General features: G+C 68.0%; 24 protein-coding genes. 14 read left to right on the top strand and 10 right to left on the bottom strand.

The window, feature by feature from the left end:
- The first annotated feature begins 1 nt into the window (after position 1).
- From sufD to ASG48_RS18000, 6 genes are all read left to right on the top strand, one after another.
- Positions 2-1,240, top strand: a complete 1,239-nt coding sequence (gene sufD, locus ASG48_RS14455) for a Fe-S cluster assembly protein SufD (RefSeq protein WP_055851192.1) — start codon at positions 2-4, stop codon at positions 1,238-1,240.
- On the top strand, positions 1,237-1,617 hold the full coding sequence (locus tag ASG48_RS14450; protein ID WP_055851189.1) for a glyoxalase: 381 nt from the start codon (positions 1,237-1,239) through the stop codon (positions 1,615-1,617). The genes sufD and ASG48_RS14450 overlap by 4 nt, the downstream gene beginning before the upstream one ends.
- On the top strand, positions 1,610-2,857 hold the full coding sequence (locus tag ASG48_RS14445) for a cysteine desulfurase (RefSeq protein ID WP_082529497.1): 1,248 nt from the start codon (positions 1,610-1,612) through the stop codon (positions 2,855-2,857). The genes ASG48_RS14450 and ASG48_RS14445 overlap by 8 nt, the downstream gene beginning before the upstream one ends.
- A 76-nt stretch (positions 2,858-2,933) precedes the next feature.
- On the top strand, positions 2,934-3,287 hold the full coding sequence (locus ASG48_RS14440; RefSeq protein ID WP_156381623.1) for an SUF system Fe-S cluster assembly protein: 354 nt from the start codon (positions 2,934-2,936) through the stop codon (positions 3,285-3,287).
- Between the two features lie 97 nt (positions 3,288-3,384).
- Positions 3,385-3,759, top strand: a complete 375-nt coding sequence (gene sufA, locus ASG48_RS14435) for a Fe-S cluster assembly scaffold SufA (protein WP_055851180.1) — start codon at positions 3,385-3,387, stop codon at positions 3,757-3,759.
- Positions 3,760-3,778: 19 nt separating this feature from the next.
- A complete protein-coding gene (locus tag ASG48_RS18000) occupies positions 3,779-4,288 on the top strand; it encodes a TfoX/Sxy family protein (protein WP_280138019.1) in 510 nt (169 codons plus the stop codon).
- Here ASG48_RS18000 and ASG48_RS14430 read toward each other — a convergent pair.
- The 3 genes from ASG48_RS14430 to parE form a co-directional block, all read right to left on the bottom strand.
- On the bottom strand, positions 4,201-5,751 hold the full coding sequence (locus ASG48_RS14430) for a DEAD/DEAH box helicase (protein WP_055851177.1): 1,551 nt from the start codon (positions 5,749-5,751) through the stop codon (positions 4,201-4,203). The two genes, ASG48_RS18000 and ASG48_RS14430, sit on opposite strands and share 88 nt — an antisense overlap.
- Positions 5,752-5,977: 226 nt before the next feature.
- Positions 5,978-6,610: a hypothetical protein gene (locus ASG48_RS17995; RefSeq protein ID WP_082529485.1), complete on the bottom strand. Its 633-nt coding sequence runs from the start codon at positions 6,608-6,610 to the stop codon at positions 5,978-5,980.
- A gap of 53 nt (positions 6,611-6,663) precedes the next feature.
- Positions 6,664-8,703, bottom strand: a complete 2,040-nt coding sequence (gene parE / locus ASG48_RS14420; RefSeq protein ID WP_055851174.1) for a DNA topoisomerase IV subunit B — start codon at positions 8,701-8,703, stop codon at positions 6,664-6,666.
- A gap of 253 nt (positions 8,704-8,956) precedes the next feature.
- On the opposite strand from parE, the gene glyA reads away from it, so the two are divergent.
- On the top strand, positions 8,957-10,222 hold the full coding sequence (gene glyA / locus ASG48_RS14415) for a serine hydroxymethyltransferase (RefSeq protein ID WP_055851171.1): 1,266 nt from the start codon (positions 8,957-8,959) through the stop codon (positions 10,220-10,222).
- Positions 10,223-10,289: 67 nt separating this feature from the next.
- Positions 10,290-11,219 (top strand): glutaminase, encoded by a 930-nt coding sequence (locus ASG48_RS14410; protein ID WP_082529496.1) that lies wholly within the window; start codon positions 10,290-10,292, stop codon positions 11,217-11,219.
- Positions 11,220-11,269: 50 nt separating this feature from the next.
- Here ASG48_RS14410 and ASG48_RS14405 read toward each other — a convergent pair whose 3' ends face one another.
- On the bottom strand, positions 11,270-11,470 hold the full coding sequence (locus ASG48_RS14405) for a DUF2735 domain-containing protein (protein ID WP_055851165.1): 201 nt from the start codon (positions 11,468-11,470) through the stop codon (positions 11,270-11,272).
- A 71-nt stretch (positions 11,471-11,541) separates the two neighbouring features.
- Between ASG48_RS14405 and ASG48_RS18380 the strand changes: the two genes are divergently transcribed.
- Together ASG48_RS18380 and ASG48_RS14400 are read left to right on the top strand one after the other, a co-directional pair.
- On the top strand, positions 11,542-11,856 hold the full coding sequence (locus ASG48_RS18380) for a hypothetical protein (RefSeq protein ID WP_156381615.1): 315 nt from the start codon (positions 11,542-11,544) through the stop codon (positions 11,854-11,856).
- Between the two features lie 81 nt (positions 11,857-11,937).
- Positions 11,938-12,981: a glutamine synthetase beta-grasp domain-containing protein gene (locus ASG48_RS14400; protein ID WP_055851161.1), complete on the top strand. Its 1,044-nt coding sequence runs from the start codon at positions 11,938-11,940 to the stop codon at positions 12,979-12,981.
- 225 nt (positions 12,982-13,206) lie between these two features.
- Here the strand turns inward: ASG48_RS14400 and glnA are convergent, their stop codons facing one another.
- A complete protein-coding gene (glnA, locus tag ASG48_RS14395) occupies positions 13,207-14,616 on the bottom strand; it encodes a type I glutamate--ammonia ligase (protein ID WP_055851158.1) in 1,410 nt (469 codons plus the stop codon).
- Positions 14,617-14,670: 54 nt separating this feature from the next.
- Positions 14,671-15,009, bottom strand: coding sequence for a P-II family nitrogen regulator (locus ASG48_RS14390; protein WP_055851386.1), 339 nt, complete (start codon positions 15,007-15,009; stop codon positions 14,671-14,673).
- A 260-nt stretch (positions 15,010-15,269) separates the two neighbouring features.
- On the opposite strand from ASG48_RS14390, the gene ASG48_RS14385 reads away from it, so the two are divergent.
- The gene (locus tag ASG48_RS14385) at positions 15,270-16,766 is read left to right on the top strand and encodes a bifunctional ADP-dependent NAD(P)H-hydrate dehydratase/NAD(P)H-hydrate epimerase (RefSeq protein WP_055851156.1); all 1,497 of its coding nucleotides are present in this window, start codon (positions 15,270-15,272) and stop codon (positions 16,764-16,766) included.
- Positions 16,767-16,871: 105 nt separating this feature from the next.
- Here ASG48_RS14385 and uvrA read toward each other — a convergent pair whose 3' ends face one another.
- Positions 16,872-19,748: an excinuclease ABC subunit UvrA gene (gene uvrA / locus ASG48_RS14380; protein WP_055851153.1), complete on the bottom strand. Its 2,877-nt coding sequence runs from the start codon at positions 19,746-19,748 to the stop codon at positions 16,872-16,874.
- A gap of 369 nt (positions 19,749-20,117) precedes the next feature.
- Here uvrA and ssb point away from each other — a divergent pair, with 369 nt between their 5' ends.
- The gene (gene ssb, locus ASG48_RS14375) at positions 20,118-20,684 is read left to right on the top strand and encodes a single-stranded DNA-binding protein (RefSeq protein ID WP_055851149.1); all 567 of its coding nucleotides are present in this window, start codon (positions 20,118-20,120) and stop codon (positions 20,682-20,684) included.
- Between the two features lie 79 nt (positions 20,685-20,763).
- Here ssb and ASG48_RS14370 read toward each other — a convergent pair whose 3' ends face one another.
- Both ASG48_RS14370 and ASG48_RS14365 read right to left on the bottom strand, forming a co-directional pair.
- Positions 20,764-21,762, bottom strand: coding sequence for a cation diffusion facilitator family transporter (locus ASG48_RS14370; protein WP_055851147.1), 999 nt, complete (start codon positions 21,760-21,762; stop codon positions 20,764-20,766).
- A 67-nt stretch (positions 21,763-21,829) separates the two neighbouring features.
- A complete protein-coding gene (locus ASG48_RS14365) occupies positions 21,830-22,477 on the bottom strand; it encodes a MarC family protein (protein ID WP_055851144.1) in 648 nt (215 codons plus the stop codon).
- A gap of 306 nt (positions 22,478-22,783) precedes the next feature.
- Here ASG48_RS14365 and gyrA point away from each other — a divergent pair, with 306 nt between their 5' ends.
- Entirely contained in the window at positions 22,784-25,579 is a 2,796-nt protein-coding gene (gene gyrA, locus ASG48_RS14360; protein WP_082529484.1) for a DNA gyrase subunit A, read from the top strand.
- A gap of 325 nt (positions 25,580-25,904) precedes the next feature.
- On the opposite strand, the gene ASG48_RS18955 is transcribed toward gyrA, so the two are convergent.
- The gene (locus tag ASG48_RS18955; RefSeq protein ID WP_280138018.1) at positions 25,905-26,033 is read right to left on the bottom strand and encodes a hypothetical protein; all 129 of its coding nucleotides are present in this window, start codon (positions 26,031-26,033) and stop codon (positions 25,905-25,907) included.
- Between the two features lie 165 nt (positions 26,034-26,198).
- Between ASG48_RS18955 and coaD the strand changes: the two genes are divergently transcribed.
- Positions 26,199-26,690: a pantetheine-phosphate adenylyltransferase gene (gene coaD / locus ASG48_RS14355; RefSeq protein ID WP_055851140.1), complete on the top strand. Its 492-nt coding sequence runs from the start codon at positions 26,199-26,201 to the stop codon at positions 26,688-26,690.
- Positions 26,691-26,709: the final 19 nt, after the last annotated feature.

Here is a 26,709-nt window from a genome sequence, read left to right as displayed (position 1 = left end):
TATGTCCGTCGTCCCCTTGCGAACCCGCACCAATGCCGAGACGGCGCTGATCGAGCGGGCCGAGGCCGGCACGGCGCTCTCCGCCGGCCGCGCCGAGGCCGTGGAGGCCCTGAAGCGCGACGGCCTGCCGACGCGGCGCGTCGAGGCCTGGCACTACACGGACCTGCGCTCGCTCCTCGGCCGCGTTCCCGCAGCGACCGGCGAGAGCGCCGGTGAGCCGACCCTGGTGGCGCCCTTCGTGACCGGCGCGCATGTCGTCGAGGTCGGATCCTCGAGCTTCAACCCGATCGAGGGCGTGACGCTGTCGGCGCCGAGCGCGTCGGCGGACTGGAGCCATTCGCCCAACCATCTCGACCGTCCGATCGACACGGTGCGGCTCGTCAACGCCGCCTTCGGCGCCGGCGCCGTGGATGTCGCGGTCGCGGACGGGGCCGCGGTCGAGGCCCCGATCGAGTTGCGCGCGACGCCCGGCCACGGCGGCTCGCATGCCCTGGCCACCGTCACGATCGGCGCCGGCGCCTCCGCGACGATCGTCGAGCGGCTCAGCGAGGGCGCCGCGGGCTCGCTTTCGTCCGGCGTTTCCACGCTGACGATCGGCGACGGGGCGAATGTCCTCTGGGTCGTCGATCAGGGCAAGGGGGCGGGCGAGACGCATCTCGGCCAGCTGAACGTCTCGGTCGGGGCGGACGCCACCTTCCGCCTCTTCGTGCTCAATGCCGGTGGCGCGCTCGTGCGCTACGAGGTCCACAGCGCCACGGTCGGCGAGGGCGCGGCGATCGCCATGCGCGGCGTCAATCTCCTCGCCGCCGGCCAGCATGTGGACGTGACGACGACGCTCGACCACCGCGTGCCCCATACCAGCGCCACGGAGACGTTCCGAAACGTCGTCACCGGCGGCCACGGCGTGTTCCAGGGCATGATCAAGGTGTCGAAGGGCGCGCAGAAGACCGATGCCCGCATGGCCTGCAATTCGCTGCTTCTCTCGGACGAGGGCGACTTCTCGGCCAAGCCCGAGCTCGAGATCTTCGCCGACGACGTGCAGTGCGGGCACGGCGCGACGGCCGGCGAGATCAATGCCGATCACGTCTTCTACCTGATGTCGCGCGGCATTCCCGAAGCGGAGGCGAATGCGCTTCTGGTGAAGGCCTTCGTCGCCGAAGTCGTCGAGGAGATCGAGGACGAGGCCGTAGAGGAGGCGCTGATGGCGCGCATCGACGCCTGGCTGGTGCGGACGCGATGACCGTTTCGCTCGACCATTGCGTGATCCACGTCTCGGATTGGGCGCGGTCGGGCACGTTCTACCAGACCGTTGTGAAGGCCGAACTCGTGCCGCTCGAAATCGGGTTCGCCCTCCGCTTCGGTGAGCAGCAGCTGAACTGCCACGGACCCGGCAAGGCCGCGACGCCCGTGGCCCGTGTGCCGGTGATGCCCGGCAACAGCGACCTCTGCTTCCGCTGGCATGGCCCCATCGCCGGCGCGATCGCCCATCTCGCCGATTGCGGCGTGCCGATCGAACTCGGACCCGTGAAGCGCAACGGCGCGCGCGGCGAAGGGTCGAGCGTCTATTTCCGCGATCCCGACGGATCGCTCCTGGAGTTCATGTCCTATGATGGCTGACGCCCTGACCGGCACGGCCGGCGACTACGACGTCGAGGCGGTGCGCCGCGACTTCCCGATTCTCTCGACCGAGGTCTACGGCAAACCGCTCGTCTATCTCGACAACGGCGCTTCGGCCCAGAAGCCGCAGGCCATGCTGGACGCGATCACGCGCTCGTATACGCAGGAGTATGCGAACGTCCATCGCGGCCTCCACTATCTCTCCAACAAGGCGACGGACGCCTTCGAGGCGGCCCGCGGCACCGTCGCGCGGTTCCTGAACGCGGCAAGCCCGGAAGAGATCGTCTTCACGCGCTCGGCGACGGAAGCGATCAACCTCGTCGCCTACGGCCATGCGATGCAGGAGATCGGCGAGGGCGACGAGATCGTGCTGACGCTCGCCGAGCATCATTCCAACATCGTGCCCTGGCATTTCCTGCGTGAGCGCAAGGGTGCCAAGCTCGTCTTCGTGCCGGTCGCCGAGGACGGCTCGATCGCGCTGGCGGATTTCGAGAAGGCGATCACGCCGCGCACCAGGCTCGTCGCGACGACGCATATGTCCAACGTGCTCGGCACGGTCGTCGATGTGAAGGCCGTGACGGCGCTCGCCCATGCCCATGGCATTCCCGTCCTCGTCGACGGCAGCCAGGGCGCGGTGCATCTGCCGGTGGACGTTCAGGACATCGGCTGCGACTGGTATGTCTTCACAGGCCACAAGGTCTACGGGCCGACGGGCATCGGCGTCCTCTACGGGCGGCGCGAGATCATGGAGCGCATGCGCCCGTTCAACGGCGGCGGCGAGATGATCGTCGAGGTGAGCGAGGAGCGCGTCACCTACAACGCGCCGCCGCACCGGTTCGAAGCAGGCACCCCGCCCATCGTCCAGGCGATCGGGCTCGCCGCCTCGCTCGACTACATGGACCGCATCGGCCGTCCGGCGATCGCCGCGCACGAGCATCGCCTCCTCGCCTATGCCACCGAGCGCCTGCGGGCGATCAACGCGCTGCGCATCTACGGCGAGGCCCCGGGCAAGGGCGCGATCATCTCCTTCGACCTGGAGGGGATCCATGCCCATGACGTGTCGATGGTGATCGATCGCGAGGGCGTCGCGGTGCGTGCCGGCACCCATTGCGCCCAGCCGCTCTTGAAGCGGTTCGGCGCGACCTCCACATGCCGGGCATCGTTCGGTATGTACAACACGTTCGCCGAGGTGGACCGCCTGGCGGAATCACTGGAAAAGGCGAGGCGGTTCTTTGCGTGAGGGAGACACCATGACGGACGACGTGAAGACGGCGCCGGCGGTGGCGAACGACGACACGGCCGAAGCCAACATCGCGATGGCCTCGGGCGAGGCGGTCTCGCCCAGCGCGATCCCCGCCCACGAGCTGACGCGCCTGACCGACGATATCGTGGCGGCGCTGAAGACGGTCTACGATCCGGAGATCCCGGCCGACATCTACGAGCTCGGCCTGATCTACAAGATCGACATCGACGACGAGCGCAATGTCGATGTCGAGATGACGCTGACCGCGCCCGGCTGTCCCGTCGCCGGAGAGATGCCGACCTGGGTGGAGAATGCCGTCAGTTCTGTCGACGGCGTCGGCATCGTGAGGGTCGAACTCGTGTTCGATCCTCCCTGGACGCCCGAACGCATGAGCGAGGAAGCGCAGGTCGCCGTCGGCTGGTACTGAGCCGACGGACCGAAACCGTTTCCGCATCCGTCTTGCGAAGCATGATCGGCCACGCCATCTTCGAACCGTGGCCGATTTCTATTCGAGGAAGTCTCCGATGAGCCGTTTCGCCGTGATGAGCATGACCGACGCTGCCGCGCAGCGGGTGCGCGATATCGTCTCCGTCAAAGGCGGCGACGCGCTCGGCCTTCGCATCGGCATCAAGAAGGGCGGCTGCGCGGGCATGGAATATACGGTGGATCTCGCGACCGAGGCCAAGCCCTTCGAGGATACGGTCGAGCGGGACGGCGCGCGCGTCTATGTCGCGCCGGAAGCGGTCATGTTCCTGCTCGGCACCGAGATGGATTACGAACAGACCGTCCTGCGCTCGGGCTTCACCTTCCGCAATCCCAACCAGACCTCGGCCTGCGGCTGTGGCGAGTCGGTCGAACTGAAGCCGGCCGACCCCGCCGCTCTGGCGGCCCACGCCTGACCTCACGGACGACGCGACGATCGAGGAGCTCTTCTCCTCGATCGGACCCATGTCGATTCGCGGGATGTTCGGCCGCAAGGGCATCTACAGCGACGGGCGCATCATCGCGCTCGTCCTGCGCGACGCGCTCTATCTGAAGTCCGATGCGACGAGGACGGCTGCTTTCGAAGCGGCCGGGGGCCTTCCCTGGACCTACGCCCGTGAAGGACGCGCGGCGGTGGCCAGGCCCTGTCACAGCCTGCCCGACCGAGCCTTGGACGATCCCGATGCGATGGCGCGCTATGCGGCGCTCGCAGTCGACGCAGCCGCACGAGCGGGCTCGAAGCGGGCCGCAGGCCGCTCCAGGGCTCAAACGGCGTCAAACGCAAAAGCCGGCCCGCATGACGGACCGGCTTCATCGATGGACCGCCTCGAGACCCGCTCAGGCCGCCTGCAACCGTGTCAGGCGCCCGTTCCGATCAGCATGAAGGCTGGGATGTCGTCGCCGAAGCCGACCGGCGAGGGGCCGTCGTCGTTGCGCGAGCGGTGATGCGGCGCATGCGACGGGCGGCCGCCACGCGGCGGATTCGAGCGTTCCGCCGAGATCGGAGCGCGCTCGCGCTCCGGCTGACGCTCCGGCTGACGGTCCCGCTCCGGCTGGCGTTCGACCGAACGCACCGGGGCAGGGCGCTGCTCGCGCATGGGCGCCGGCTCGGCCGGCTGTGCTTCGACGGCCTTTGCGTCCGTCGCCAGTTCGGCGGCCTCCGCCTCGTCGCGGTTGCGCGTGCTGCGGGTGTTGGAACCGCGGCGCGGCGAGACCTTGCGACCGCTGGCGCTGCGGCGACCCGGCCGCTCCTCGGGCTCCTCGCCGACCGGCAGGTCCGCGAGCGTCCCGTCATGCCACTCGGTGGTGGAGCCGATCAACTTCTCGATCGCCTCGAGATATTTGCGGTCGGACTTGGTGACGAGAGTGAAGGCCTTGCCGGACCGACCGGCGCGGCCCGTGCGGCCGATGCGGTGGACATAGTCCTCCGAATGGATCGGCACGTCGTAGTTGAAGACGTGGCTCACCGCCGGAATATCGAGACCGCGCGCGGCGACGTCGGACGCGACGAGGAGCTGGATCTTGTTCTCGCGGAACCCGTGCAGCATCGCCATGCGGGCACGCTGGTCCATGTCGCCATGCAGGGCGCCCACGGAGAAGCCGTGCTTCTCGAGCGAGCGGAAGAGCAGCGAAACGTCGCGCTTGCGATTGCAGAAGATGATCGCGTTGGTGAGATCCTCCTGCTCGCGCAGGATCTTGCGCAGCGTCGAGCGCTTGTCGAAATCCTCCGACCGCGTGGCGACGAGGCGCTGCTCGACGGTCGTGGCGGCCGAGGCGGGCTTGGCCACTTCGACGCGCACCGGGTTCTGCAGGAACTGTTCGGTGAGGCGCGTGATCTCCGGCGGCATCGTGGCCGAGAAGAACAGGGTCTGGCGGGTGAAGGGCAGGAGTTTGCAGATGCGCTCGATATCGGGGATGAAACCCATGTCGAGCATGCGGTCCGCTTCGTCGATGACGAGGATCTCGACGCCGGTCATCAGGAGCTTGCCACGCTCGAAATGATCGAGCAGGCGGCCGGGCGTCGCGATGAGGACGTCGACGCCGCGGTCGATTTTCTTGTCCTGCTCGTCGAAGGACATGCCTCCGATGAGGAGGGCGACGTTGATCTTCTGGTCGAGCCCGTATTTCTTGAACGAGTCCTCGACCTGCGCGGCGAGTTCGCGCGTCGGCTCGATGATCAGCGTGCGCGGCATGCGCGCCCGGGCGCGGCCCTTCTCCAGAAGGGTCAGCATCGGGAGAACGAAGGACGCCGTCTTGCCGGTGCCCGTCTGCGCGATGCCGAGCACGTCTCGGCGCTGCAGCGCATGCGGAATGGCCTGTTCCTGAATCGGCGTGGGTTGGCTGTAGCCTGCGGCCTCTACGGCCGCCGTGACCTTGGCGCTGAGGCCGAGTTCGGAAAATAGTGTCAAGCGCTCTGTTCTCTTGAGTTACGGGAGCGGTCGCTCCACAGCCAGTCCGGACCCCGCATAGGGGCGATAGGCCGGATGATGGCGCCGAGTCAAGACCGTGGCTCAGATGGGGTTGCCAAGTTCTTGTTGAAAGAGGCCGCGATTCGCGGCGCGGCGTTCGACTTCATCATGCCTTCCGTAAGGCGACGAAAGGATGACGAAGCGTCCTGCCTGGCGCCGCGATCGCTCAGTTGCTGGCGGGACCGAACCGATAAGGCTCGCCCGGCGTGTAGAACAGCTGGTAGGTCTCGGGAATCTCTCCGTCGACCGGCATGATCTCGAAGAACAGCGTCAGGCTGGACGGGGCGGCGGGATCGGGCTCGTCCGCCCGGTAGCCGACGACGGCGCCCTCGATCATGTTGATTTCCTTCACTTCTTCGGTCGACTTCAAGCTGGCGCGGCCGTCCTGGACGCGCAGCTGCTGGAGGAAGAAGCGATACTTTCCGGGGTCGCTGGCCGAGCGCACCATGACGGTCCGCCAGACGCCCGAATCCTCGCCTTCGCTCCAGGACGCGACGATCTGCACGTCCTCGACGGAGGCCGGCAGTCCTTCCGCCGTCTTGCGGGCGTCGGCGGCATCCACATCGGCGGGCACGGGCGCCGCGGCGACCGGGGGCGCGGTGACCTGCGCGGCATCGGGAGCCGGAGCCTGCGGCGAGGCGGGCGCGTCGGGTACGGCGGGCGTCGCCGGCGGCGCGGGCGTCGCCGGTGCCGGCGCGGCAAGGCTCGGCGACCCGGTGTCCGGGCCGGCGGCCAGCGCGGGGGCGGCCAGGACAAGCGCCAGCATCAGGCCGGCGGAGGTGGAGATCGGCAGTTTCAAAGACGGGGTTCCTTCGGGCTGTCCCTTCGGCCAATCGTTTGGCCGCGTCACGATCAGATGTCGAGGTCTTCTGCGAAGGCCGCGCGTTCCTGGATGAAGCGGAAGCGCGCGTCCGGCCGGTTGCCCATCAGCGCATCGACCGCGCCGGACGTGCCGGCCTCCGGTGCCTCGTCGAGAACGACGCGCAGGAGCGTGCGCTTGCGCGGGTCCATCGTCGTGTCCTTCAGCTGCGCGGGCAGCATCTCGCCGAGGCCCTTGAAGCGGGAGATCTCGACCTTGCCGCGGCTCTTGAAGTCGCGCGCGATGATGCGCTCGCGGTCGGCGTCGTCGCGCGCATAGACCGTCTTGCCGCCCTGGCTGAGCTTGTAGAGCGGGGGAACGGCGAGGAAGAGATGGCCGCCGCGAACGAGCTCCGGCATCTCCTGGAAGAAGAAGGTGATGAGGAGCGAGGCGATATGGGCGCCGTCGACATCCGCGTCGGTCATGATGATCACGCGCTCGTAGCGCAGATCGTCCTGCCGGTATTTCGAGCGCGTGCCGCAGCCGAGTGCCTGGGTGAGATCGGACAGCTGCTGGTTGGCGCCGAGCTTCTCGCGGCCGGCGCTCGCGACGTTCAGGATCTTGCCGCGCAGGGGCAGGATGGCCTGGCGCGCGCGGTCGCGCGCCTGCTTGGCCGAACCGCCCGCCGAATCGCCCTCGACGATGAAGATCTCGGCCCCCGCCGCGCCCGACTGCGAGCAGTCGGCGAGCTTGCCGGGCAGGCGCAGCTTGCGCGTCGCGCTCTTGCGCCCGACCTCCTTCTCCTGGCGGCGGCGCAGGCGCTCGTCGGCCCTGTCGACCACCCAGTCGATCAGCCGCGCCGCATCCTGCGGGGAGGATGCGAGCCAGATGTCGAAACTGTCGCGCATCGAGGCCTCGACGATGCGCTGCGCCTCGACCGTGGCGAGCCGGTCCTTGGTCTGGCCGACGAATTCCGGCTCGCGGATGAAGACCGAGAGCATCGCCGAAGCCGTCGCCATGATGTCGTCGGCCGTCACGATCGAGGCGCGGCGATTGCCGGACACTTCCGCGAAGGCCTTGATCCCGCGCAGGAGGACCGAGCGCAGACCGGCCTCGTGGGTGCCGCCCTCCGGCGTCGGGATGGTGTTGCAGTAGGAGCGCACGAACCCGTCGGCGGGCGTCCAGGACACGGCCCATTCCACGGCGCCGTGCCCGGTCACCTTCTCGGTGCGCCCGGCGAAGATCTGCGAGGTGACCCGCTGCTCGGCGCCGAGCGTGGCGTCGAGATAGTCCTTCAGCCCGCCGGGAAAGTGGAACGTCGCGCGTGGCGGGATGTCGCCGGCCGGATCGAGGAGCGAGGGGTCGCAGGACCAGCGGATCTCGACGCCGCCGAAGAGATAGGCCTTGGAGCGCGCCATGCCGAGGAGCCGCGCGGGCTCGAAGCGCGCACCGGCGCCGAAGATCTGCGGATCGGGCCGGAACCGCACGCGCGTGCCGCGCCGGTTGTGCACCTCGCCGACATCCTGCAGCGGTCCGGTCGCGGCGCCGCGCGCATAGGTCTGGCGGTAGAGGCGGCGATTGCGCGCGACCTCGACCTCCAGATGCTCCGACAGGGCGTTGACCACCGAGATGCCGACGCCGTGCAGGCCTCCGGAGGTCTCGTAGACCTTCGAATCGAACTTTCCGCCGGCATGAAGCGTGGTCATGATGACTTCGAGCGCCGACTTGTCGGCATATTTGGGATGGCGGTCGATCGGGATGCCGCGGCCGTTGTCGCTGACCGCGAGCGTTCCGTCCGCCTCGAGCGCCACTTCGATGAAATTGGCATGGCCCGCCGTCGCCTCGTCCATCGAATTGTCGATGACCTCGGCGAAGAGGTGGTGCAGCGCCTTCTCGTCCGTGCCGCCGATATACATGCCGGGACGGCGTCGGACGGGCTCGAGCCCCTCCAGAACCTCGATGTCCGCTGCCGTGTAGTCCGCCGGCTCGCGCGCGTTCGAGGCGGGCGAGGGTGCCTTTGCGGCGGGTCTCGGCCGGGCCTGGCGCACGGCACCAGCGGCCGCGGCCGACGCGAAGAGATCGTCGGCGCTCATCGTTTCTCCAACCGCTCGTGGAAGGGGGATCGCAGCGCAAGAACCATGTCCAACGCCTATACTTTCACGAAATGTTCTTCAAGCGGGCGGGGGTGCCGGACCACCTGTCTCGACCCCGGCGTTGCCGGTTTGCAGCGGCCTTCGGGAGCGAGGCCCCCGGACTCGGCGACGAACGTGCCGCGTCGCACTCGACAGGACGGGCGGAGCCCGTAATCTCGATCGCAGCGAACGGAATGCGATTCGGGGTTGCGGGATGTACGAGGTCGAGAAAGGCTATTTCTCCGTCGGCCTCGAGGGCGATCCCGCTCTTGCCGCGGCGATCTCGGGCGAACTGGCGCGCCAGCGCGACGGGATCGAGCTGATCGCCTCGGAGAACCTCGTCTCGCGGCGCGTGCTCGCGGCACAGGGCTCGGTCCTCACCAACAAGACCGTGGAAGGCCTGCCCTACCGCCGCTACTATGGCGGTGCCGACTATGCCGACGCGATCGAGGCGCTGGCGGTGGAGCGGGCGTGCCGGCTCTTCGGCTGCCGGTTCGCCAACGTGCAGCCGCATTCGGGCTCGAACGCCAATGCCGGCGTGTTCCTGGGGCTCCTGAAGCTCGGCGACACCATTCTCTCGATGGACGTGGCGGCTGGCGGCCATATCAGCCACGGCCATCCGGCGACGCTGACGGGCCGCGACTACAGGATCGTGCGCTACGGCGTCTCCCGCCGGACGGAGCGGCTCGATCTCGACGAGATCGCGTCGCTCGCCCGGGAGCATCGGCCGAAGATGATCGTGGCGGGCGGTTCGGCCTATCCCCGCGCCATCGATTTCGAAGCGCTTCGCCGCATCGCCGACGAGGTCGGCGCTCTCCTGATGGTCGACATGGCGCATTTCGCCGGGCTCGTCGCCACGGGCCTGCACCCCCACCCGTTCCCGCACGCCCATGTCGTCACGACGACGACCTACAAGTCGCTGCGCGGCGCGCGTGGAGGGCTGGTCCTGTGGAACGACGAAAGCCTGTCGGACCGCATCAATCACGGCATCTTCCCGGGCGTCCAGGGGTCGGTGATGATGCATGTCGTGGCGGGCAAGGCCGCCTCGCTCGGCGAGGCGCTGGAGCCCGGCTTCGGGGCCTATAACCAGGCGGTGGTCGAGAATGCGCGCAGCCTCGCCGAAGGGCTCGCGGGGCGCGGGCTTCGGCTCGTCTCGGGCGGCACCGATTGCGGCCTGATGCTGGTGGACCTGACGCCGAAGGGCACGGACGGGGGCACCGTCGCCAAGGCGCTGGAAGCGGCCGGACTGGCGGTGAACAAGAACCAGATCCCTTTCGACCCGAAGCCGCCGGAGGCGCCCTCCGGCCTGCGCCTGTCCTCGAACGCCGGGACGGCGCGCGGCTTCGGGAAGGCCGAGTTCGAGACCATCGCCGGCTGGATCGCCGCCGTGGTCGAAGCGCCGGGCGAGACGGCGGGGCTTGCCCGTATCGCGACCGAGGTTCGCGAGATGTGCGCCGGCTTCCCGATCTATCGCGACTGAACGACTGTCAGGGCCGCGCGTGCCGGTGGCGCGGCGTCGGGCGAGGGGCGGGACGATGAACGCAGGGATCAAGGACCTCGACCGCGTCGTGGCGGAGATCGCCGAGGAGATGCGCACGCGTCCGGACCGGGGCCGCGTCGCCGACTACATTCCCGAACTCGCGCGGGCCGACGCGTCCGCCTTCGGCATCGCGGTCGTCGACGCGTCCGGCCATGTCGCGGCGGCGGGCGATTGCGATGCGCCCTTCTCGATCCAGAGCATTTCCAAGGTCTTCACGCTCACCCTCGCGCTCGGCATGGTCGGCGACAGGCTCTGGAGCCGCGTGGGGCGCGAGCCCTCCGGCAGCCGGTTCAACTCGATCGTGCAGCTGGAGAACGAACACGGCATCCCGCGCAACCCGTTCATCAATGCCGGGGCCATCGCGGTCACCGACACGATCCTGAACGGCCACCAGCCGCGCGAGGCGCTCGGCGAAATCCTGCGTTTCATGCGCTTCCTCGCCGACGACAACCAGATCACGATCGACGCCGCGGTCGCCGCGTCCGAGCAGCGCACCGGCTACCGCAACATGGCGCTCGCCAACTACATGAAGTCCTTCGGCGTCATCCAGAACCCCGTGAACTTCACGCTCGGCGTCTATTTCCATCACTGCGCCATCGCCATGAGCTGTCGGCAGCTCGCCATGGCGGGCCGCTTCCTCGCCCATTCCGGCCGCAATCCGGCGACGGGCTATCAGGTGGTGCAGCCCGAGCGGGCGCGGCGCATCAACGCGGTGATGCTGACCTGCGGCCATTACGATGGGTCCGGGGAATTCGCCTACCGGGTCGGCTTGCCCGGCAAGAGCGGGGTCGGCGGCGGCATCCTCGCCGTCGTTCCGGGCCGGGCCTCGATCGCCGTCTGGTCGCCGGGTCTCGACGACTCCGGCAATTCCCATCTCGGGCGGATCGCGCTGGAGAAGCTCACGAAGCGGCTGGGACTGTCGATCTTCGGCCTTTGAGGGGAGCGTCCGAACGCGCCGCCGAGCGGCGGCCGCGGGCCGGCCCTCCCTCAGGAATGCGAGCCGCGCTCGCCGTCCTTGATCGCCGCCAGGTGATACCAGCCGTCGCCGGACGCCGCGTCGCAGGCCGGATAGGCCCGGACCTCTTCCAGAAGGTCGATCGTGCGGGGCCCGCGCGCGGCCAGTCGCTTGCGCAGCGGAAACTGGAACACGTTGCTTTCGGTCTGCTGCTCGCCGTGAAGGTTGGCCATGATCGTCGTCCTCGGATCCGGTGGGGACCGGCTTTCCCGATCATATTAGGTCTGCGCGAAGTTTGCGCAATATGGGCAAAAAACAGGCAGTCGCGAAGCGCCTGAAATGCCGTGCGGATGCTCACCGATTGACCAGCGAAGACCGCGATTTTCTTCCTTCGACAGGCTCACCGTTCCGCTTGGCGGCCACGGATGGCGTCCGCGCGCGGCTCGAACGCACCCGAAAACGCCGTTTATTGCAGCGCAACGCGCTCTCGAACGCCGACCCGTCGCTCGAACTGCCGAAAGGCCAACCGCGCCGGGCGACGTTCGTTCCACCGCCGCTCGCGGGGCGGGGCGGCGGACGCTCCATCTGGCACACGTCCTGCATAGGGTCTGACAGCTGACGATCATTCACCCGGTCCGAGCGAACGTCGGGGTCGCCGGGCTGAAAATGTTCGTTTCGTCTGCTCATGAGGGATTTTGAGATGACCAAGTACAAGCTCGAATACATCTGGCTCGACGGCTACACGCCGGTGCCGAACCTGCGCGGCAAGACGCAGATCAAGGAATTCGATGCTTTCCCGACGCTCGAGCAGCTGCCGCTCTGGGGCTTCGACGGCTCGTCCACGCAGCAGGCCGAGGGCCGCAGCTCGGACTGCGTCCTGAAGCCCGTTTCGGTCTATCCCGATCCCGCCCGCACCAACGGCGTCCTCGTCATGTGCGAGGTCATGATGCCGGACGGCGTCACACCGCACGCCTCCAACAAGCGCGCCACCATCCTCGACGACGAGGGCGCCTGGTTCGGCTTCGAGCAGGAATATTTCTTCTACCAGAACGGCCGCCCGCTCGGCTTCCCCGAGAGCGGCTATCCCGCTCCCCAGGGCCCGTATTACACCGGCGTCGGCTATTCGAAGGTCGGCGACATCGCCCGCGAGATCGTCGAGGAGCATCTCGACCTCTGCCTCGCCGCCGGCATCAACCACGAGGGCATCAATGCCGAGGTGGCCAAGGGCCAGTGGGAGTTCCAGATCTTCGGCAAGGGCTCCAAGAAGGCGGCCGACGAAGTCTGGATGGCCCGCTACCTGCTGGAGCGCCTGACCGAGAAATACGGCATCGACATCGAGTACCACTGCAAGCCGCTCGGCGACACCGACTGGAACGGCTCGGGCATGCACGCCAACTTCTCCACCACCTTCATGCGCGAGACCGGCGGCAAGGAGTATTTCGAGAAGCTGATGGCCGCCTTCGAGGAGAACCGTGCCGACCACATCGCCGTCTACGGCCCCGACAACCACCTGCGGCTGACCGGCAAGCACGAGACGCAGTCGATCCACACGTTCAGCTACGGCGTGGCCGACCGCGGCGCCTCGATCCGCGTGCCGCATTCCTTCGTGAACAACGGCTACAAGGGCTATCTCGAGGATCGCCGTCCGAACTCGCAGGGCGACCCCTACCAGATCGCCTCGCAGATCCTGAAGACCATCGCGTCAGTCGATACCGGCGAAGCCAAGGTCTCCGTCGCCGCCTGACGCATCGCGGCGCCCGGCGCGTCGCATCGTCCTCCCCTGAAGCCCGTCGCCTTTCGAGGCGGCGGGCTTTTGCATGCGCGGCGTCCCGCGCGCAGATCGCTTTCGGCCGGGCCTGCGCGGCGCGAGACGGGCATGAAAAAGGCCGGGGCCGCGGATCGTCGTCCGCGGCCCCGGCCTCCCTGTTTCAGGACCAGCCGGCGATGTGCCCGCCGTCCGGTTCGGTCGTCAGACCGAGTAGTACATATCGAACTCGACCGGGTGCGGCGTCATCTCGAAGCGCAGGACCTCGGCCATCTTCAGGTCGATGAACGCGTCGATCTGGTCGTCGTCGAACACGCCGCCGGCCTTCAGGTAGTCGCGGTCGGCGTCGAGGCTCTCCATCGCTTCGCGCAGCGAGCGGCAGACGGTCGGGATTTCCTTCAGTTCCTCGGGCGGCAGGTCGTAGAGATCCTTGTCCATGGCTTCGCCCGGGTGGATCTTGTTCTTGATGCCGTCGAGGCCGGCCATGAGCATGGCGGCGAAGGCGAGATAGGGATTCGCCGTCGGGTCGGGGAAGCGGACCTCGACGCGCTTGGCCTTCGGCGACTGGCCGAACGGGATGCGGCAGGAGGCCGAGCGGTTGCGGGCCGAATAGGCCAGCAGGACCGGCGCCTCGTAGCCCGGAACCAGGCGCTTGAACGAGTTGGTCGACGGGTTGGTGAAGGCGTTCAGCGACTTGGCGTGCTTGATGATGCCGCCGATATAGAACAGGCAGCTCTCGGAAAGGCCGGCATATTCGTTGCCCGCGAAGGTCGGCTTGCCGCCCTTCCAGATCGACTGGTGCACATGCATGCCCGAGCCGTTGTCGCCGAAGATGGGCTTGGGCATGAAGGTCGCGGTCTTGCCGTAGGCATTGGCGACCTGATGGATCACGTATTTGTAGATCTGCATCTTGTCGGCGTTGCGCACGAGCGTGTCGAACTTGATGCCGAGTTCGTGCTGGGCCGCGGCCACCTCGTGGTGGTGCTTCTCGACGGCGACGCCCATCTCGGCCATCACCGAGAGCATCTCGGAGCGCATGTCCTGGCAGCTGTCGATCGGCGGGACGGGGAAGTAGCCGCCCTTCACGCGCGGACGGTGGCCGAGATTTCCCGTCTCGTATTCGGTGTCGTCGTTCGAGGGCAGTTCGGTCGAATCGAGCTTGAAGCCGGTATTGTAGGGGTCGGCCTTGTAGCGCACGTCGTCGAAGATGAAGAACTCGGCCTCGGGGCCGACATAGACCGTGTCGCCGATGCCCGACTGGTTCAGGTAGGCCTCGGCCTTCTTGGCCGTGCCGCGCGGGTCGCGGTTGTAGGATTCACCGGACACGGGATCGAGGATGTCGCAGACGATCGCCATGGTCGACTGGGCGAAGAACGGGTCCATGTAGGCCGTCTCGGGATCGGGCATGAGGACCATGTCCGACTCGTTGATCGCCTTCCAGCCGCCGATCGACGAGCCGTCGAACATCGAGCCTTCGGAGAACATGTCCTCGTCGACGATGGACACGTCCATCGTCACGTGCTGCATCTTGCCCTTGGGGTCCGTGAAGCGGAGATCGACGAATTTGACGTCGTTGTCCTTGATCTGCTTCAGGATGTCGTTGGCGCTCGTCATGCGGATCCTTCCTATCGATACGTATTGTTCTTGAAAAACCGAGATGCGGGACGCTCAGATCGCGTCGAGACCCGCCTCGCCGGTGCGGATGCGCACGGCGTCCTCGATGTTGGACACGAAAATCTTGCCGTCGCCGATGCGGCCCGTCTGGGCGGCCTTGCGGATGGCTTCGACGGCGGCGGCGACGGCCTCGTCGGGCAGCACGACCTCGACCTTCACCTTGGGCAGGAAGTCGACGACGTATTCGGCGCCGCGATAGAGCTCCGTATGGCCCTTCTGCCGGCCGAAACCCTTGGCTTCGGTGACCGTGATGCCCTGCAGGCCGGCTTCCTGGAGAGCTTCCTTCACCTCATCGAGCTTGAAGGGCTTGATGATCGCCTCCACCTTCTTCATCGACATTCCTTCTCGACGTTGATGCCACCGTTCGGCACGCCGTCCGGCCTCCTGCCGCGCCGGTTCCGAAGAGCCGGGGCACCGCCTCTCCCGAAACGCACCCGCGGCCTCGTCTGGGATAGGACTTTCGCAAAGGGCGGGCAACAGGCAAGCCGCCTTCCCGGCCTCTCAATTTGGCCGGGGAGCCCGAACGGACCGGCCCTGGCCGGCCAGCCCGCCCGCGCGGTCTCCAACGGCGGTGCCCCCTTGAGGATCGATCGATGAAACGCCGCCAGACCTTCGACCCGAACGCGGTCGCGCTCCTGACCCCGGACGAGATGGCGCGTGCCGACGCCCTGACGATCGCGGCCGGCACCGCCGGCATCGCGCTGATGGAAAACGCGGGCGCGGCGGTGGCCATGGCGGCCGAAGCGCTCGCGGCCGCGGGTCCCGTCGCCGTCCTCGCCGGGCCCGGTAACAATGGCGGCGACGCCTATGTCGCGGCGCGCCGTCTCGCGGAGGCAGGCCGCGAGGTCGCGCTTTTCACCCTCGGCAGGCCCCGCGAGGGCAGCGACGCGGCGCTCGCGGCAGGGTCCTGGACGGGCGGCGTTCGGTCTCTTCCGGAGTTTCGGCCGGACGGTTTCGCGCTCGTGGTCGACGGGCTCTTCGGCGCCGGACTTGCGCGCCCGCCCGAGGGCGCGGCGCGCGCGGCGATCGAGCGGTTGAACGCAAGCGCGGTCGCGGTGCTTGCCATCGACCTGCCGAGCGGCCTTCACGGCGGGAGCGGGCAGGCGCTGGGCGTCGCCGTGGAGGCGGACGCGACGGTCACCTTCTTCCGCGCCAAGCCGGGCCATCTCCTGCAGCCGGGCCGCGACCATTGCGGGACATTGCAGATCGCCGAGATCGGGATCGGCGCGGCCGTGCTCGACGAGATCGCGCCGCAGACCTTCCGGAACGAGCCGCGCCTCTTCGCGCAGGCGCTGCGCCGGCCGCAGGCGGCCGGACACAAATACGACCGCGGCCACGCCGTCGTCTTCGGCGGGCCGACCGCCCGCACGGGCGCCGCGCGTCTCTCGGCCCTTGCGGCGCTGCGCGGCGGGGCAGGGCTCGTCAGCGTCTTCGCGCCGGGATCGGCCGTCCTCGCCTATGCGGCGCATCTCACCGCGATCATGCTGAAGCGCTGCAACGACGTGGCCGAACTCGCCGGGCATCTGACGGACGAGCGCTTCAACGCCTTCGTTCTGGGGCCGGGCTTCGGCGCCGGCGAACCGGCAAGGGCCTATGCCGCGGCGGTCATGGCGGCCGGGCGCGCGCTGGTGCTGGATGCCGACGGCATCACCGCCTTCGCGGGTGAGCCGACCGCGCTCTTCGCCGCGCGGGGCGATGCGCCCCTCGTGCTGACGCCGCATGAAGGCGAGTTCAAGCGCCTGTTCCCCGATCTCTCCGTCGCGCGGAGCATGGCGAAGACGGATCGCGCGCGGGAGGCGGCGCGGCGCGCCGGCGCCGTCGTCGTGCTCAAGGGGGCCGACACCGTAATCGCGGCGCCCGACGGTCGCGCCGCGATCAACGCGACGGGCACGCCCTGGCTTGCGACGGCCGGGACCGGCGACGTCCTGTCCGGCCTCGTCGCCGCCGCTCTCGCGCAGCGCACGCCGCCCTTCGAGGCGGCCTGCGCGGCCGTGTGGATGCATGGGCGGGCGGCGGAACGCTTCGGCCCCGGCCTCATCGCCGAGGACCTGCCGGGGCTGATGCCGCAGGTTCACGCCGAACTGGGCTGACGCCAGGGCCGTGCCGCACGCCCCCGAGATTGGCCGACAGGGCGCCGGCCCCTCGGCTTGACCCGGGTTCTCTCTGTCGTCCGATGCTGCAACGGGCGCGCCGCGCTACTCCGCCGCCTCGCGCTTCACCTGCGGGCGACGCTCCAGGAGATCGCGCAGGAAGCGCCCGGTATAGGAGCGCTTCTCCTTGACGATTTCCTCCGGCGTGCCCGTGGCGACGATTTCGCCGCCGCCGTCGCCGCCTTCGGGCCCGATGTCGATGATCCAGTCGGCCGTCTTGATGACCTCCAGATTGTGCTCGATCACGGCGATCGTGTTGCCGCGGTCGACGAGGTCGTGCAGCACCTCCAGGAGCTTGGCGACGTCGTGGAAGTGCAGGCCCGTCGTCGGCTCGTCGAGAATGTAGAGCGTGCGGCCGGTCGCCTTGCGCGCCAGTTCCTTGGCGAGCTTCACGCGCTGCGCCTCGCCGCCCGAGAGCGTCGTCGCCTGCTGGCCGACCTTGACGTAGCCGAGGCCCACTTCCTTCAAGGTCGCCAGCTTGTCGCGCACGGCGGGCACGGCGGCGAAGAAGTCGACGGCCTCCTCGACGGTCATGTCGAGCACGTCGGCGATCGACTTCTCCTTGAAGGTCACTTCCAGCGTCTCGCGATTGTAGCGCTTGCCGTGGCAGACGTCGCAGGTGACGTAGACGTCGGGCAGGAAGTGCATCTCGATCTTGATGACGCCGTCGCCCTGGCAGGCCTCGCAGCGACCGCCCTTGACGTTGAAGGAGAAGCGGCCGGGCTGGTAGCCGCGGGCCTTCGCCTCCGGCAGGCCGGCGAACCAGTCGCGGATCGGCGTGAAGGCGCCGGTATAGGTGGCCGGGTTGGAGCGCGGCGTGCGCCCGATCGGCGACTGGTCGATGTCGATCACCTTGTCGAGCAGTTCCAGCCCCTCGACGCCGTCGTGCTCGGCCGGCACGTCGCGGGCGTTCGAGATGCGCCGCGCCGCCGCCTTGAACAGGGTCTCGATGAGGAAGGTCGACTTGCCGCCGCCGGAAACGCCGGTGACGCAGGTGAAGAGGCCGATCGGCACGTCCGCCGAGACGTTCTTCAGGTTGTTGCCGCGCGCCCCGGAGACCTTGATCGCCTTGCCCTTCTGCGGCTTGCGCCGCTTGGCGGGCACGGCGACGCCGAGCGTTCCGGCGAGATACTGGCCGGTCAGCGACTTCGGATTGGCCTGCACCTCCGCCGGCGTGCCGGAGGCGATCACCTGCCCGCCATGGATGCCCGCCGCCGGACCAATATCGACGACATAATCCGCCGACAGGATCGCGTCCTCGTCGTGCTCGACCACGATCACCGTGTTGCCGATATCGCGCAGGTGCTTGAGCGTCACCAGCAGGCGCTCGTTGTCGCGCTGGTGCAGGCCGATGGAGGGCTCGTCGAGAACGTAGAGGACGCCCGTGAGCCCCGAGCCGATCTGCGAGGCGAGGCGGATGCGCTGGCTCTCGCCGCCCGACAGCGTTCCGGAGGAGCGGGAGAGGGTGAGATAATCGAGCCCGACATCGTTCAGGAAGCGCAGCCGCTCGCGGATCTCCTTGAGGATGCGAACGGCGATCTCGTTCTGCTTCGCCGTGAGCTTGCCCGGCAGCGCCTCGAACCAGGTCACGGCATGGCGGATCGAGAGCTGCGTGACCTCGCCGATATGGCAGCCTGCGATCTTCACCGCCAGAGCCTCGGGCTTCAGCCGAAAGCCGCTGCAGGCCGGGCAGGGCGTGGCCGACATGAAGCGCTCGATCTCCTCGCGCATCCAGGCCGAATCGGTTTCCTTCCAGCGGCGTTCGAGGTTCGGGATCACGCCTTCGAAGGTCTTGGTCGTCTTGTAGGAGCGCAGCCCGTCATCGTAGCGGAACTCGATCTTCTCCTTGCCGGTCCCGTAGAGGATCGCCTTCTGCGCGACCGGCGGCAGATCCTGCCAGCGATCGGTCGTCTTGAAGCCGTGGACGCGGGCGAGCGCCTCCAGCGTCTGGCCATAGAAGGGTGAGGTGGACTTCGCCCAGGGCGCGATGGCGCCGGCCTTGAGACGCACCGCCTCGTTCGGAACGATGAGCTTGGGGTCGACCGCCTGCTGCGAGCCGAGCCCGTCGCAGCGCGGGCAGGCGCCGAAGGGGTTGTTGAAGGAGAAGAGCCGCGGCTCGATCTCGGGAATGGTGAAACCGGAGACGGGGCAGGCGAATTTCTCGGAGAAGACGAGCTGCTTGGGCTTGCCGTTCTGGTCGAGCCCGTCGGCAAATTCGGCGACGGCGAGCCCCTCGGCCAGACCCAGCGCGGTCTCGAGGGAATCTGCAAGGCGCGCCTTCATGTCGGCCCGCACCACGACGCGGTCCACCACCACGTCGATATCGTGCTTGTACTTCTTGTCGAGCGTCGGCGCCTCGGCGATGTCGTGGAACGCGCCGTTGATGCGCACGCGCTGGAAGCCGCGTTTCTGCAGATCGGCGAGTTCCTTGCGGAACTCGCCCTTGCGGCCGCGGACCATGGGCGCCAGCAGGTAGAGGCGGGTGCCTTCCTCGAGCTCAAGAACGCGGTCCACCATCTGGCTGACGGTCTGGCTCTCGATCGGCAGGCCGGTCGCGGGCGAGTAGGGAATGCCGACGCGCGCGAAGAGAAGGCGCAGGTAGTCGTAGATCTCGGTGACCGTGCCGACCGTGGAGCGCGGATTCTTCGAGGTGGTCTTCTGCTCGATGGAGATGGCCGGCGAGAGCCCGTCGATCTGGTCGACATCCGGCTTCTGCATCATCTCCAGGAACTGGCGCGCATAGGCCGACAGGCTCTCGACATAGCGCCGCTGACCCTCCGCGTAGATCGTGTCGAAGGCGAGCGAGGACTTGCCCGAGCCCGACAGGCCCGTCATCACGATCAGCGAATCGCGAGGAAGGTCCAGATCGACGTTCTTCAGGTTATGCTCGCGCGCGCCGCGGATGGAGATGACGTTCTTCATGGGCTGTCCGCCGGCCGTTCGGGATCGATTGCGAGCTACATCATTCGGCTCGAAAGCCAAGTCCTTTGCGCGCCCGACGGAGCCCAGGCCGCCGGACGGATCGTCGCTGCCCGGCCCGGGCTACGGTCGCCGCCGCGCCCTCGCCCATATCGGGCTTGGCGCCGCGAGTTCAAAGGCGCCGATCGAAAAAGGCTTCCTCCGCCAGTGCGTTCCTATTATGTTCCGTCGCGGCGGCGCGTCAACCGCCCTCGTCCTGAAAGGATCGGTCGAGGCTGTCTTGTCCGCGGATGTGGACAGAGGACGAATGCGGCTTGGTTTCGCCGCCGCAGGCCCTTAGGCTCAGCGGCCTAGCGTAGGAGTGACGGACAGATGGCAGGCAGCGTCAACAAGGTGATCCTGGTCGGCAATCTCGGGGCCGATCCCGAAGTGCGCCGCCTGAACTCCGGCGATGCCGTCGTGAACCTGCGCATCGCGACGTCGGAGAGCTGGCGCGACAAGGCCTCCGGCGAGCGCAAGGAAAAGACCGAGTGGCATAACGTCGTGATCTTCAACGAGAATCTCGTAAAGGTCGCCGAGCAGTATCTGAAGAAGGGCTCCACCGTCTATATCGAGGGCCAGCTGCAGACGCGCTCCTGGGACGACCAGTCCGGGCAGAAGCGCTACACGACCGAGGTGGTGCTGCAGCGCTTCCGCGGCGAGTTGCAGATGATCGGCGGCCGCGGCGAGGGCGGCGGCGCGTCCTATGAAGGCGGCGGCGGCGGTTCGTACGAGCGTGGCGGCGGAAGCGGCGGCGGTGCTCGCGGCGGCGGCGGCGGTTACGACCGCGGCGGCGGCGCGGGGCGCGGCGCTCCGGACCGCGGCGGCGGAAGCGGTGGCGGCGACCGTGGCTATGGCGGCGGTGGCGGGCCCGACCTCGACGACGAGATCCCGTTCTGAGCGAAGGCGAGCGTCTGGTTTCCAGGAAGGGCGTGCCGAAAGGCGCGCCCTTTTCTGTTGGAGACAGGCGTGGCCGAGATCAGGCGGTGAGGATCGGGGCGATCGAACCGTCCTCGCCATCCGCCAGCGCCGCGTGGCCGGAGCGCGACTGCACTTCGATGTAGACGCGACGCACCAGCGGGAAGCGGCGGCGCAGGCGGGTCTCGATCTCGCTCACCAGCGCCTCGATGCGCTGCGAGACGACGCCATCCTCGAAATCGACGCTCATCGTCAGGAGCACGTCGTTGGGCCCCATGTGCAGCGTGCGCAGCTCGTTCACCGCGACGATCTCCGGCAGTTCCGCGACGCGTTCGCGCACCAGCGCCTCCATCTCGGGGGAGGCCGCCTCGCCGATGAGGAGACCCTTGGTCTCGACGGCGAGGATGGCGGCGGTCGCCGCGAGAAGGACGCCGATCAGGATCGAGCCGATGGCGTCGAAGGCGTGGATGCCGGTCGTCCAGGCGAGCGCGATGCCGAGCGCGGCGATGACGATGCCGATACAGGCCGCGCTGTCCTCGAAGAGGACCACGAAGACCGACGGATCCTTCATGTCGCGCAGGTCTCGCACGAGACCGTTGCCGGCGCGCCGGGCGTTGAACTCCCGGTAGGCGACGCGCCAGGACAGGCCCTCGAAGAGGAACGACAGCGCCAGCACCGCCAGCGCGACGTAGGGGGCCTGCACGCTGCCGCCGTCCTCGCTCAGGAGCGTCTCGACGCCCTCGAAGATCGAGAAGCCGGCGCCGAGCGCGAAGATCAGGATCGCGACGACGAAGGACCAGAAATAGATCTCGACGCCGTAGCCGAACGGATGTCTGGCATTGGCGGGCTTTTTCGCGCGGTGCAGGCCGAGGAGCAGGAAGCCTTCGTTCGCCGTGTCGATCAGCGAGTGGATGCCCTCGGCGAGCATCGAGGACGACCCGGTGTAGAGCGCGGCGCCGAACTTGGTGACGGCGATGGCGAGATTGGCGCCCATCGCCGCGAAGACGGCCTTGCGGCTTCCCTCCTGCTGGGGATTTCGACGGTCCGCCGATCGTGCCATGTCCCGCGTCCTTCCGGTTCGACGGACCGAAACACGCAAGCGGCGTTTTCGTTCGCGGGCCCGATCGTCAGCCCAAGGCCCGATCGCGCGAGATCGTGGCGTAGAGCTCGCCGATGCCGTCGGCGACGAACTGCACGGCCAGCGCCGCCAGAAGCACGCCCAGGAGCCGGGAGACGACGACGCGGCCCGTGGCGCCGAGGAAACGGTCGAGGCGGTTGGCGAGGCGCAGGCAGGCGAAGGTGAGGCCGAGGGCCAGCGCGATGACCGCGAGAAGGCCGAGCTGGCCGACGACGGTCGGCAGCGATCCGGAGAGGAGGATCACGGCCGAGATGGCGCCGGGGCCGGCCATGAGGGGAATGGCCAGCGGAAAGGCGGCGACATGCGAGAGGTCCACCTCCTCCATCACCCGCGTCGTGCTGCGCTCGTGGCGCTCCTGCCGCTTCTCGAAGACCAGTTCGAAGCCGATCCAGAACAGGAACAGGCCGCCGGCGACGCGGAAGGCGCCGAGCGAGATGCCGAGGCCGTCGAGGAGCCGCAGGCCGAAGAGGCCGAACAGCGCGAGGATGCCGAAGGCGATGAGGCAGGCCCGAAGCGCGATGCGACGGCGCTGCGCCTCTCCCGCGCCCGTTGTGACGGTGAGGAAGAGCGGGACGAGGCCGAGCGGGTCGAGGATGACGAAGAGCGTCACGAAGCCGTTGATGAGAAGGTCGGTCACGCGCCGCTCCGTTGGACTGTCTTGCGAGGGTCGCGGAATTGCGGCGGTGCGGCAAGGCGAAAAGCGCCGCGACGACTCGGGAGCGTGGTGCCGTTTCGTGCCCGCCCGATTCCCGCGCGGCGGAGGCCTGGTCGAGCGCCGCGTCCGGCGGTCTTGCCGCGGCCGCGCCGGCGTTTCTTTCGCCAAGCCCCGAACTCGCTGAAATTCCTTGCGAAACCGTCGCGAGAGGGGTGTCGCCGCGTTTGCGCGCGGAGGCCATGCAGGCTATAGGCTAGGCTTTGGTTCACCCGATGTCGGGATAGAGTTTTGGCAGACGACACAGACGATACCCCGCCGCCGCCGCGGCCGACCGGCATCGACACGATCTCCATCGTGGAGGAGATGCAGCGCTCCTATCTCGACTACGCGATGAGCGTGATCGTGAGCCGCGCGCTTCCCGACGTGCGCGACGGGCTGAAGCCGGTGCATCGCCGCATCCTCTACGCCATGCACGGCATGGGTCTCGCCTATAACCGGCCCTACCGCAAATGCGCCGGCGTCGTCGGCGAGGTGATGGGCAAATACCATCCGCACGGCGACGCCTCGATCTACGACGCGCTCGTGCGCATGGCGCAGGACTGGTCGATGCGCGCCCCGCTCATCCACGGGCAAGGCAATTTCGGCTCGATCGACGGCGATCCCCCGGCGGCCATGCGCTACACGGAATCGCGCCTGCACAAGGTGTCCGAAGCGCTGCTGGAGGATATCGACAAGGAGACCGTCGACTTCCAGGACAATTACGACGGGCGCGAGCAGGAGCCGGCTGTGCTGCCGGCGCGCGTGCCGAACCTTCTCGTCAACGGCTCGGGCGGCATCGCCGTCGGCATGGCCACGAACATCCCGCCGCACAATCTCGGCGAGATCGTCGACGGCTGCGTGGCGATGATCGACAATCCGGCCATCGGTCTCGACGAGCTGATGGAGATCATTCCCGGCCCGGACTTCCCGACGGGCGCGATCGTCCTCGGCCGGGCCGGCATCCTGTCGGCCTATGCCACCGGCCGCGGCTCGATCCTGATGCGCGGCAAGGTACATGTCGAGCCGATGCGCGGCGACCGCGAGGCCATCGTCGTCACCGAGGTGCCCTACCAGGTCAACAAGTCGACGATGATCGAGAAGATGGCCGAGCTCGTGCGCGACAAGCGCATCGAGGGCATTTCCGACATCCGCGACGAGAGCGACCGCGAGGGCTACCGCGTCGTCGTCGAGCTCAAGCGCGACGTCTCCTCCGACGTCGTCCTGAACCAGCTCTACCGCTTCACGCCGCTGCAGACCTCCTTCGGCGCCAACATGGTGGCGTTGAACGGCGGCAAGCCGGAACAGATGTCGCTGACCGACATCCTCACCGCCTTCATCTCCTTCCGCGAGGAGGTGGTGAACCGGCGGACCAAGTTCCTGCTGCGCAAGGCGCGCGAGCGCGCCCACGTCCTCGTCGGCCTCGCCATCGCGGTCGCCAATATCGACGAGATCATCAAGCTGATCCGCCAGGCGCCCGATCCGCAGACGGCGCGCGAGCAGCTGATGGAGCGTGCCTGGGAGGCCAAGGACGTCGCGCCGCTGATCCGGCTCATCGACGATCCGCGCCACCGCATCGCCGAGGACGGCACCTACCGCCTTTCCGAAACGCAGGCCCGCGCGATCCTCGACCTTCGCCTGCAGCGCCTGACGGCGCTCGGGCGCGACGAGATCGCGGACGAGCTGAACAAGATCGGCGAGGAGATCCGCGAGTATCTGGAGATCCTCTCCTCGCGCACGAAGGTGCGCGAGATCATCAAGGCCGAACTCATCGCCGTGCGCGACGAGTTCGCCACGCCGCGCCGCACCGAGCTTTCCGAGGGCGCGGCCGACATGGACGACGAGGACCTGATCCCGCGCGAGGACATGGTCGTCACCGTCAGCCACGGCGGCTACATCAAGCGCGTGCCGCTGGCGACCTACCGGGCGCAGCGCCGCGGCGGCAAGGGCCGCTCGGGCATGAGCCTGAAGAACGACGAGGATTCGGTGACGCGCCTCTTCGTCGCCAACACCCACACGCCCGTCCTGTTCTTCTCCTCGCGCGGCATCGTCTACAAGGAGAAGGTCTGGCGTCTGCCGCTCGCCAATCCGCAGTCGCGCGGCAAGGCGCTGATCAACATGTTGCCGCTGGAGAAGGGCGAGCGCATCACCTCCATTCTGCCGCTGCCGAGCGATCCGCAGGCGGCGGAAGAGCTGAACGTGATGTTCGCCACCACGCGCGGCACCGTGCGGCGCAACAAGCTGTCGGACTTCGTGCAGGTCAACCGCAACGGCAAGATCGCCATGAAGCTGGAGGAGGAGGGCGACGAGATTCTCGCCGTCGCCACCTGCTCGGAAGACGACGACGTCCTGCTGATGGCCTCGTCCGGCCAGTGCATCCGCTTCCCCGTGACGGACGTGCGCGTCTTCGCGGGGCGCAACTCGATCGGCGTGCGCGGCATCGGCCTTGGAGAGGGGGCGACGGTCATCTCGATGGCGATCCTGCGCCATGTCGACGCGACGCCGGCCGAGCGCGCCTCCTATCTCAAGATGCGGCGCGCGGTGGATGGCGAGCCCTCGGCCTCCGAGCCGAGCCTCGATCCGGGCGTCGACGAGGAGGCGGTCGAGGACGTCGCGATCGACCAGGAGCGCTACGCCTATCTCAGCGCGGCGGAGGAGTTCATCCTCACGGTCAGCGAGTTCGGCTTCGGCAAGCGCTCCTCGTCCTACGAGTTCCGCATCAGCGGGCGTGGCGGCAAGGGCATCCGTGCGACGGACGTCAACCGGCTCAAGGACATCGGGCCGCTGGTGGCCGGCTTCCCCGTGGAGACCGGCGACGAACTCCTGCTCATCTCCGATCGCGGCCAGATGATCCGCGTGCCCGTCGAGGGCATCCGCATGGCCGGCCGCGCGACCAAGGGCGTGACGATCTTCAAGACGGCGGATGGCGAACGCGTCGTGTCGGTCGAGCGGATCCCCGATCAGGGGAACCCCGAAGCGGAAGCCGAGCCGATCCTGCCCGAAGGCGATGCCGGCGCCGACACGGGCGACACACCGCCGGAGGCATGAGGGACCGGCTCGATGGCGTCACGGCGTCAACGAGCCGCAGCCCATGGAACGGCCCACATCTGAAAACGAAGGCCTGTCCGGATCGATGCCGGACAGGCCTTTCGTATGTTTGAGCGGGGCCCGGCGGCGACAGCGATCCCGTGAACCATTCGCTTCGCGGTCACGGGCCGTATCCCGCAACAAACGCGACCGGCCCGGGGCCGCGACGCCGTTGCTTGCGTGTCGTCAGTATACCTGTAAAGAAAGTCTTGCCGGCCGAACCGGCGGATCGTTCGTCCGCGCGACGGCGAACCTGCGTCCGATCAGACGCCGCCGGAGGCGAAAATCAGTTCATGATCCGCGTCTTGCGCACGGTCGCCTTGACGCGAGCCTTGCTCGCCTCTTCGTGAATGGCGACTGCCGTGGCGCTGGCGAGAGCAACGACCATGGCGAGAGAAAGCGCGAAGACCATCATCGGAAATCCCCTTGTTCGCCGTCTTAATGGGCGACGTTGCCTTTCAGTTCCCAGTTTGACTTGTCAGGCGTGAAAATCGAGTGACCGAGGCGTTCACGTTTCCTTCAGCGTGTCAGGAACTTATGCTCGCATCGTTCCGCTGGGGCGCGAAAGGGAGGTGCGAGCATGCGGCGCGGCTATTATCCGGGATCGTTCGATCCGATGACGAACGGGCATGTCGACGTCCTCAAAGGCGCGCTGGCGCTGTTCGACGAGGTGGTCGTCGCCATCGGCATCCATCCGGGCAAGGCGGGGCTCTTCGACTTCGAGGAGCGCGCCGCGCTGATCCGGACCGTCGCGGCGGATCTGCCGGGCGATGCGGGGCGCCGGATCCTTGTCGAGGCCTTCCAGGGGCTGGTGGTGAAGGCGGCCGAAAAGGCGGGCGCGACGGCCCTGGTGCGCGGCCTGCGCGACGGCACCGATCTCGACTACGAAATGCAGATGAGCGGCATGAACGGCGTCATGGCGCCAGGGCTCGTCACCGTCTTCCTTCCCGCCAGCACCGCCACGAGGCCAATAACCGCCACATTGGTCCGCCAGATCGCGGCCATGGGAGGAGACGTCGAACCGTTCGTCCCCCCGGTCGTCGCTCGCGCGATGAAAGCCAAACACGCCTGACGCCGCGGCGGCGTCCCGA

Origin of the sequence: Aurantimonas sp. Leaf443 (assembly GCF_001425575.1) — a bacterium.
Lineage (GTDB): Bacteria > Pseudomonadota > Alphaproteobacteria > Rhizobiales > Rhizobiaceae > Leaf443.
Note: the sequence above shows the minus strand (reverse complement) of the source record. Positions and strands in the feature narration are given on the sequence as shown.

Bases quoted from the DNA above. Each gene is read 5' to 3' on its own strand.
- sufD (WP_055851192.1), top strand. From the start codon at position 2: ATGTCCGTCGTCCCCTTGCGAACCCGCACCAATGCCGAGACGGCGCTG.
- ASG48_RS14450 (WP_055851189.1), top strand. From the start codon at position 1,237: ATGACCGTTTCGCTCGACCATTGCGTGATCCACGTCTCGGATTGGGCG.
- ASG48_RS14445 (WP_082529497.1), top strand. From the start codon at position 1,610: ATGGCTGACGCCCTGACCGGCACGGCCGGCGACTACGACGTCGAGGCG.
- ASG48_RS14440 (WP_156381623.1), top strand. From the start codon at position 2,934: ATGGCCTCGGGCGAGGCGGTCTCGCCCAGCGCGATCCCCGCCCACGAG.
- sufA (WP_055851180.1), top strand. From the start codon at position 3,385: ATGAGCCGTTTCGCCGTGATGAGCATGACCGACGCTGCCGCGCAGCGG.
- parE (WP_055851174.1), bottom strand. From the start codon at position 8,703: ATGAGCGCCGACGATCTCTTCGCGTCGGCCGCGGCCGCTGGTGCCGTG.
- glyA (WP_055851171.1), top strand. From the start codon at position 8,957: ATGTACGAGGTCGAGAAAGGCTATTTCTCCGTCGGCCTCGAGGGCGAT.
- ASG48_RS14405 (WP_055851165.1), bottom strand. From the start codon at position 11,470: ATGGCCAACCTTCACGGCGAGCAGCAGACCGAAAGCAACGTGTTCCAG.
- ASG48_RS18380 (WP_156381615.1), top strand. From the start codon at position 11,542: ATGGGCAAAAAACAGGCAGTCGCGAAGCGCCTGAAATGCCGTGCGGAT.
- ASG48_RS14400 (WP_055851161.1), top strand. From the start codon at position 11,938: ATGACCAAGTACAAGCTCGAATACATCTGGCTCGACGGCTACACGCCG.
- glnA (WP_055851158.1), bottom strand. From the start codon at position 14,616: ATGACGAGCGCCAACGACATCCTGAAGCAGATCAAGGACAACGACGTC.
- ASG48_RS14390 (WP_055851386.1), bottom strand. From the start codon at position 15,009: ATGAAGAAGGTGGAGGCGATCATCAAGCCCTTCAAGCTCGATGAGGTG.
- ASG48_RS14385 (WP_055851156.1), top strand. From the start codon at position 15,270: ATGAAACGCCGCCAGACCTTCGACCCGAACGCGGTCGCGCTCCTGACC.
- uvrA (WP_055851153.1), bottom strand. From the start codon at position 19,748: ATGAAGAACGTCATCTCCATCCGCGGCGCGCGCGAGCATAACCTGAAG.
- ssb (WP_055851149.1), top strand. From the start codon at position 20,118: ATGGCAGGCAGCGTCAACAAGGTGATCCTGGTCGGCAATCTCGGGGCC.
- ASG48_RS14370 (WP_055851147.1), bottom strand. From the start codon at position 21,762: ATGGCACGATCGGCGGACCGTCGAAATCCCCAGCAGGAGGGAAGCCGC.
- ASG48_RS18955 (WP_280138018.1), bottom strand. From the start codon at position 26,033: ATGATGGTCTTCGCGCTTTCTCTCGCCATGGTCGTTGCTCTCGCCAGC.
- coaD (WP_055851140.1), top strand. From the start codon at position 26,199: ATGCGGCGCGGCTATTATCCGGGATCGTTCGATCCGATGACGAACGGG.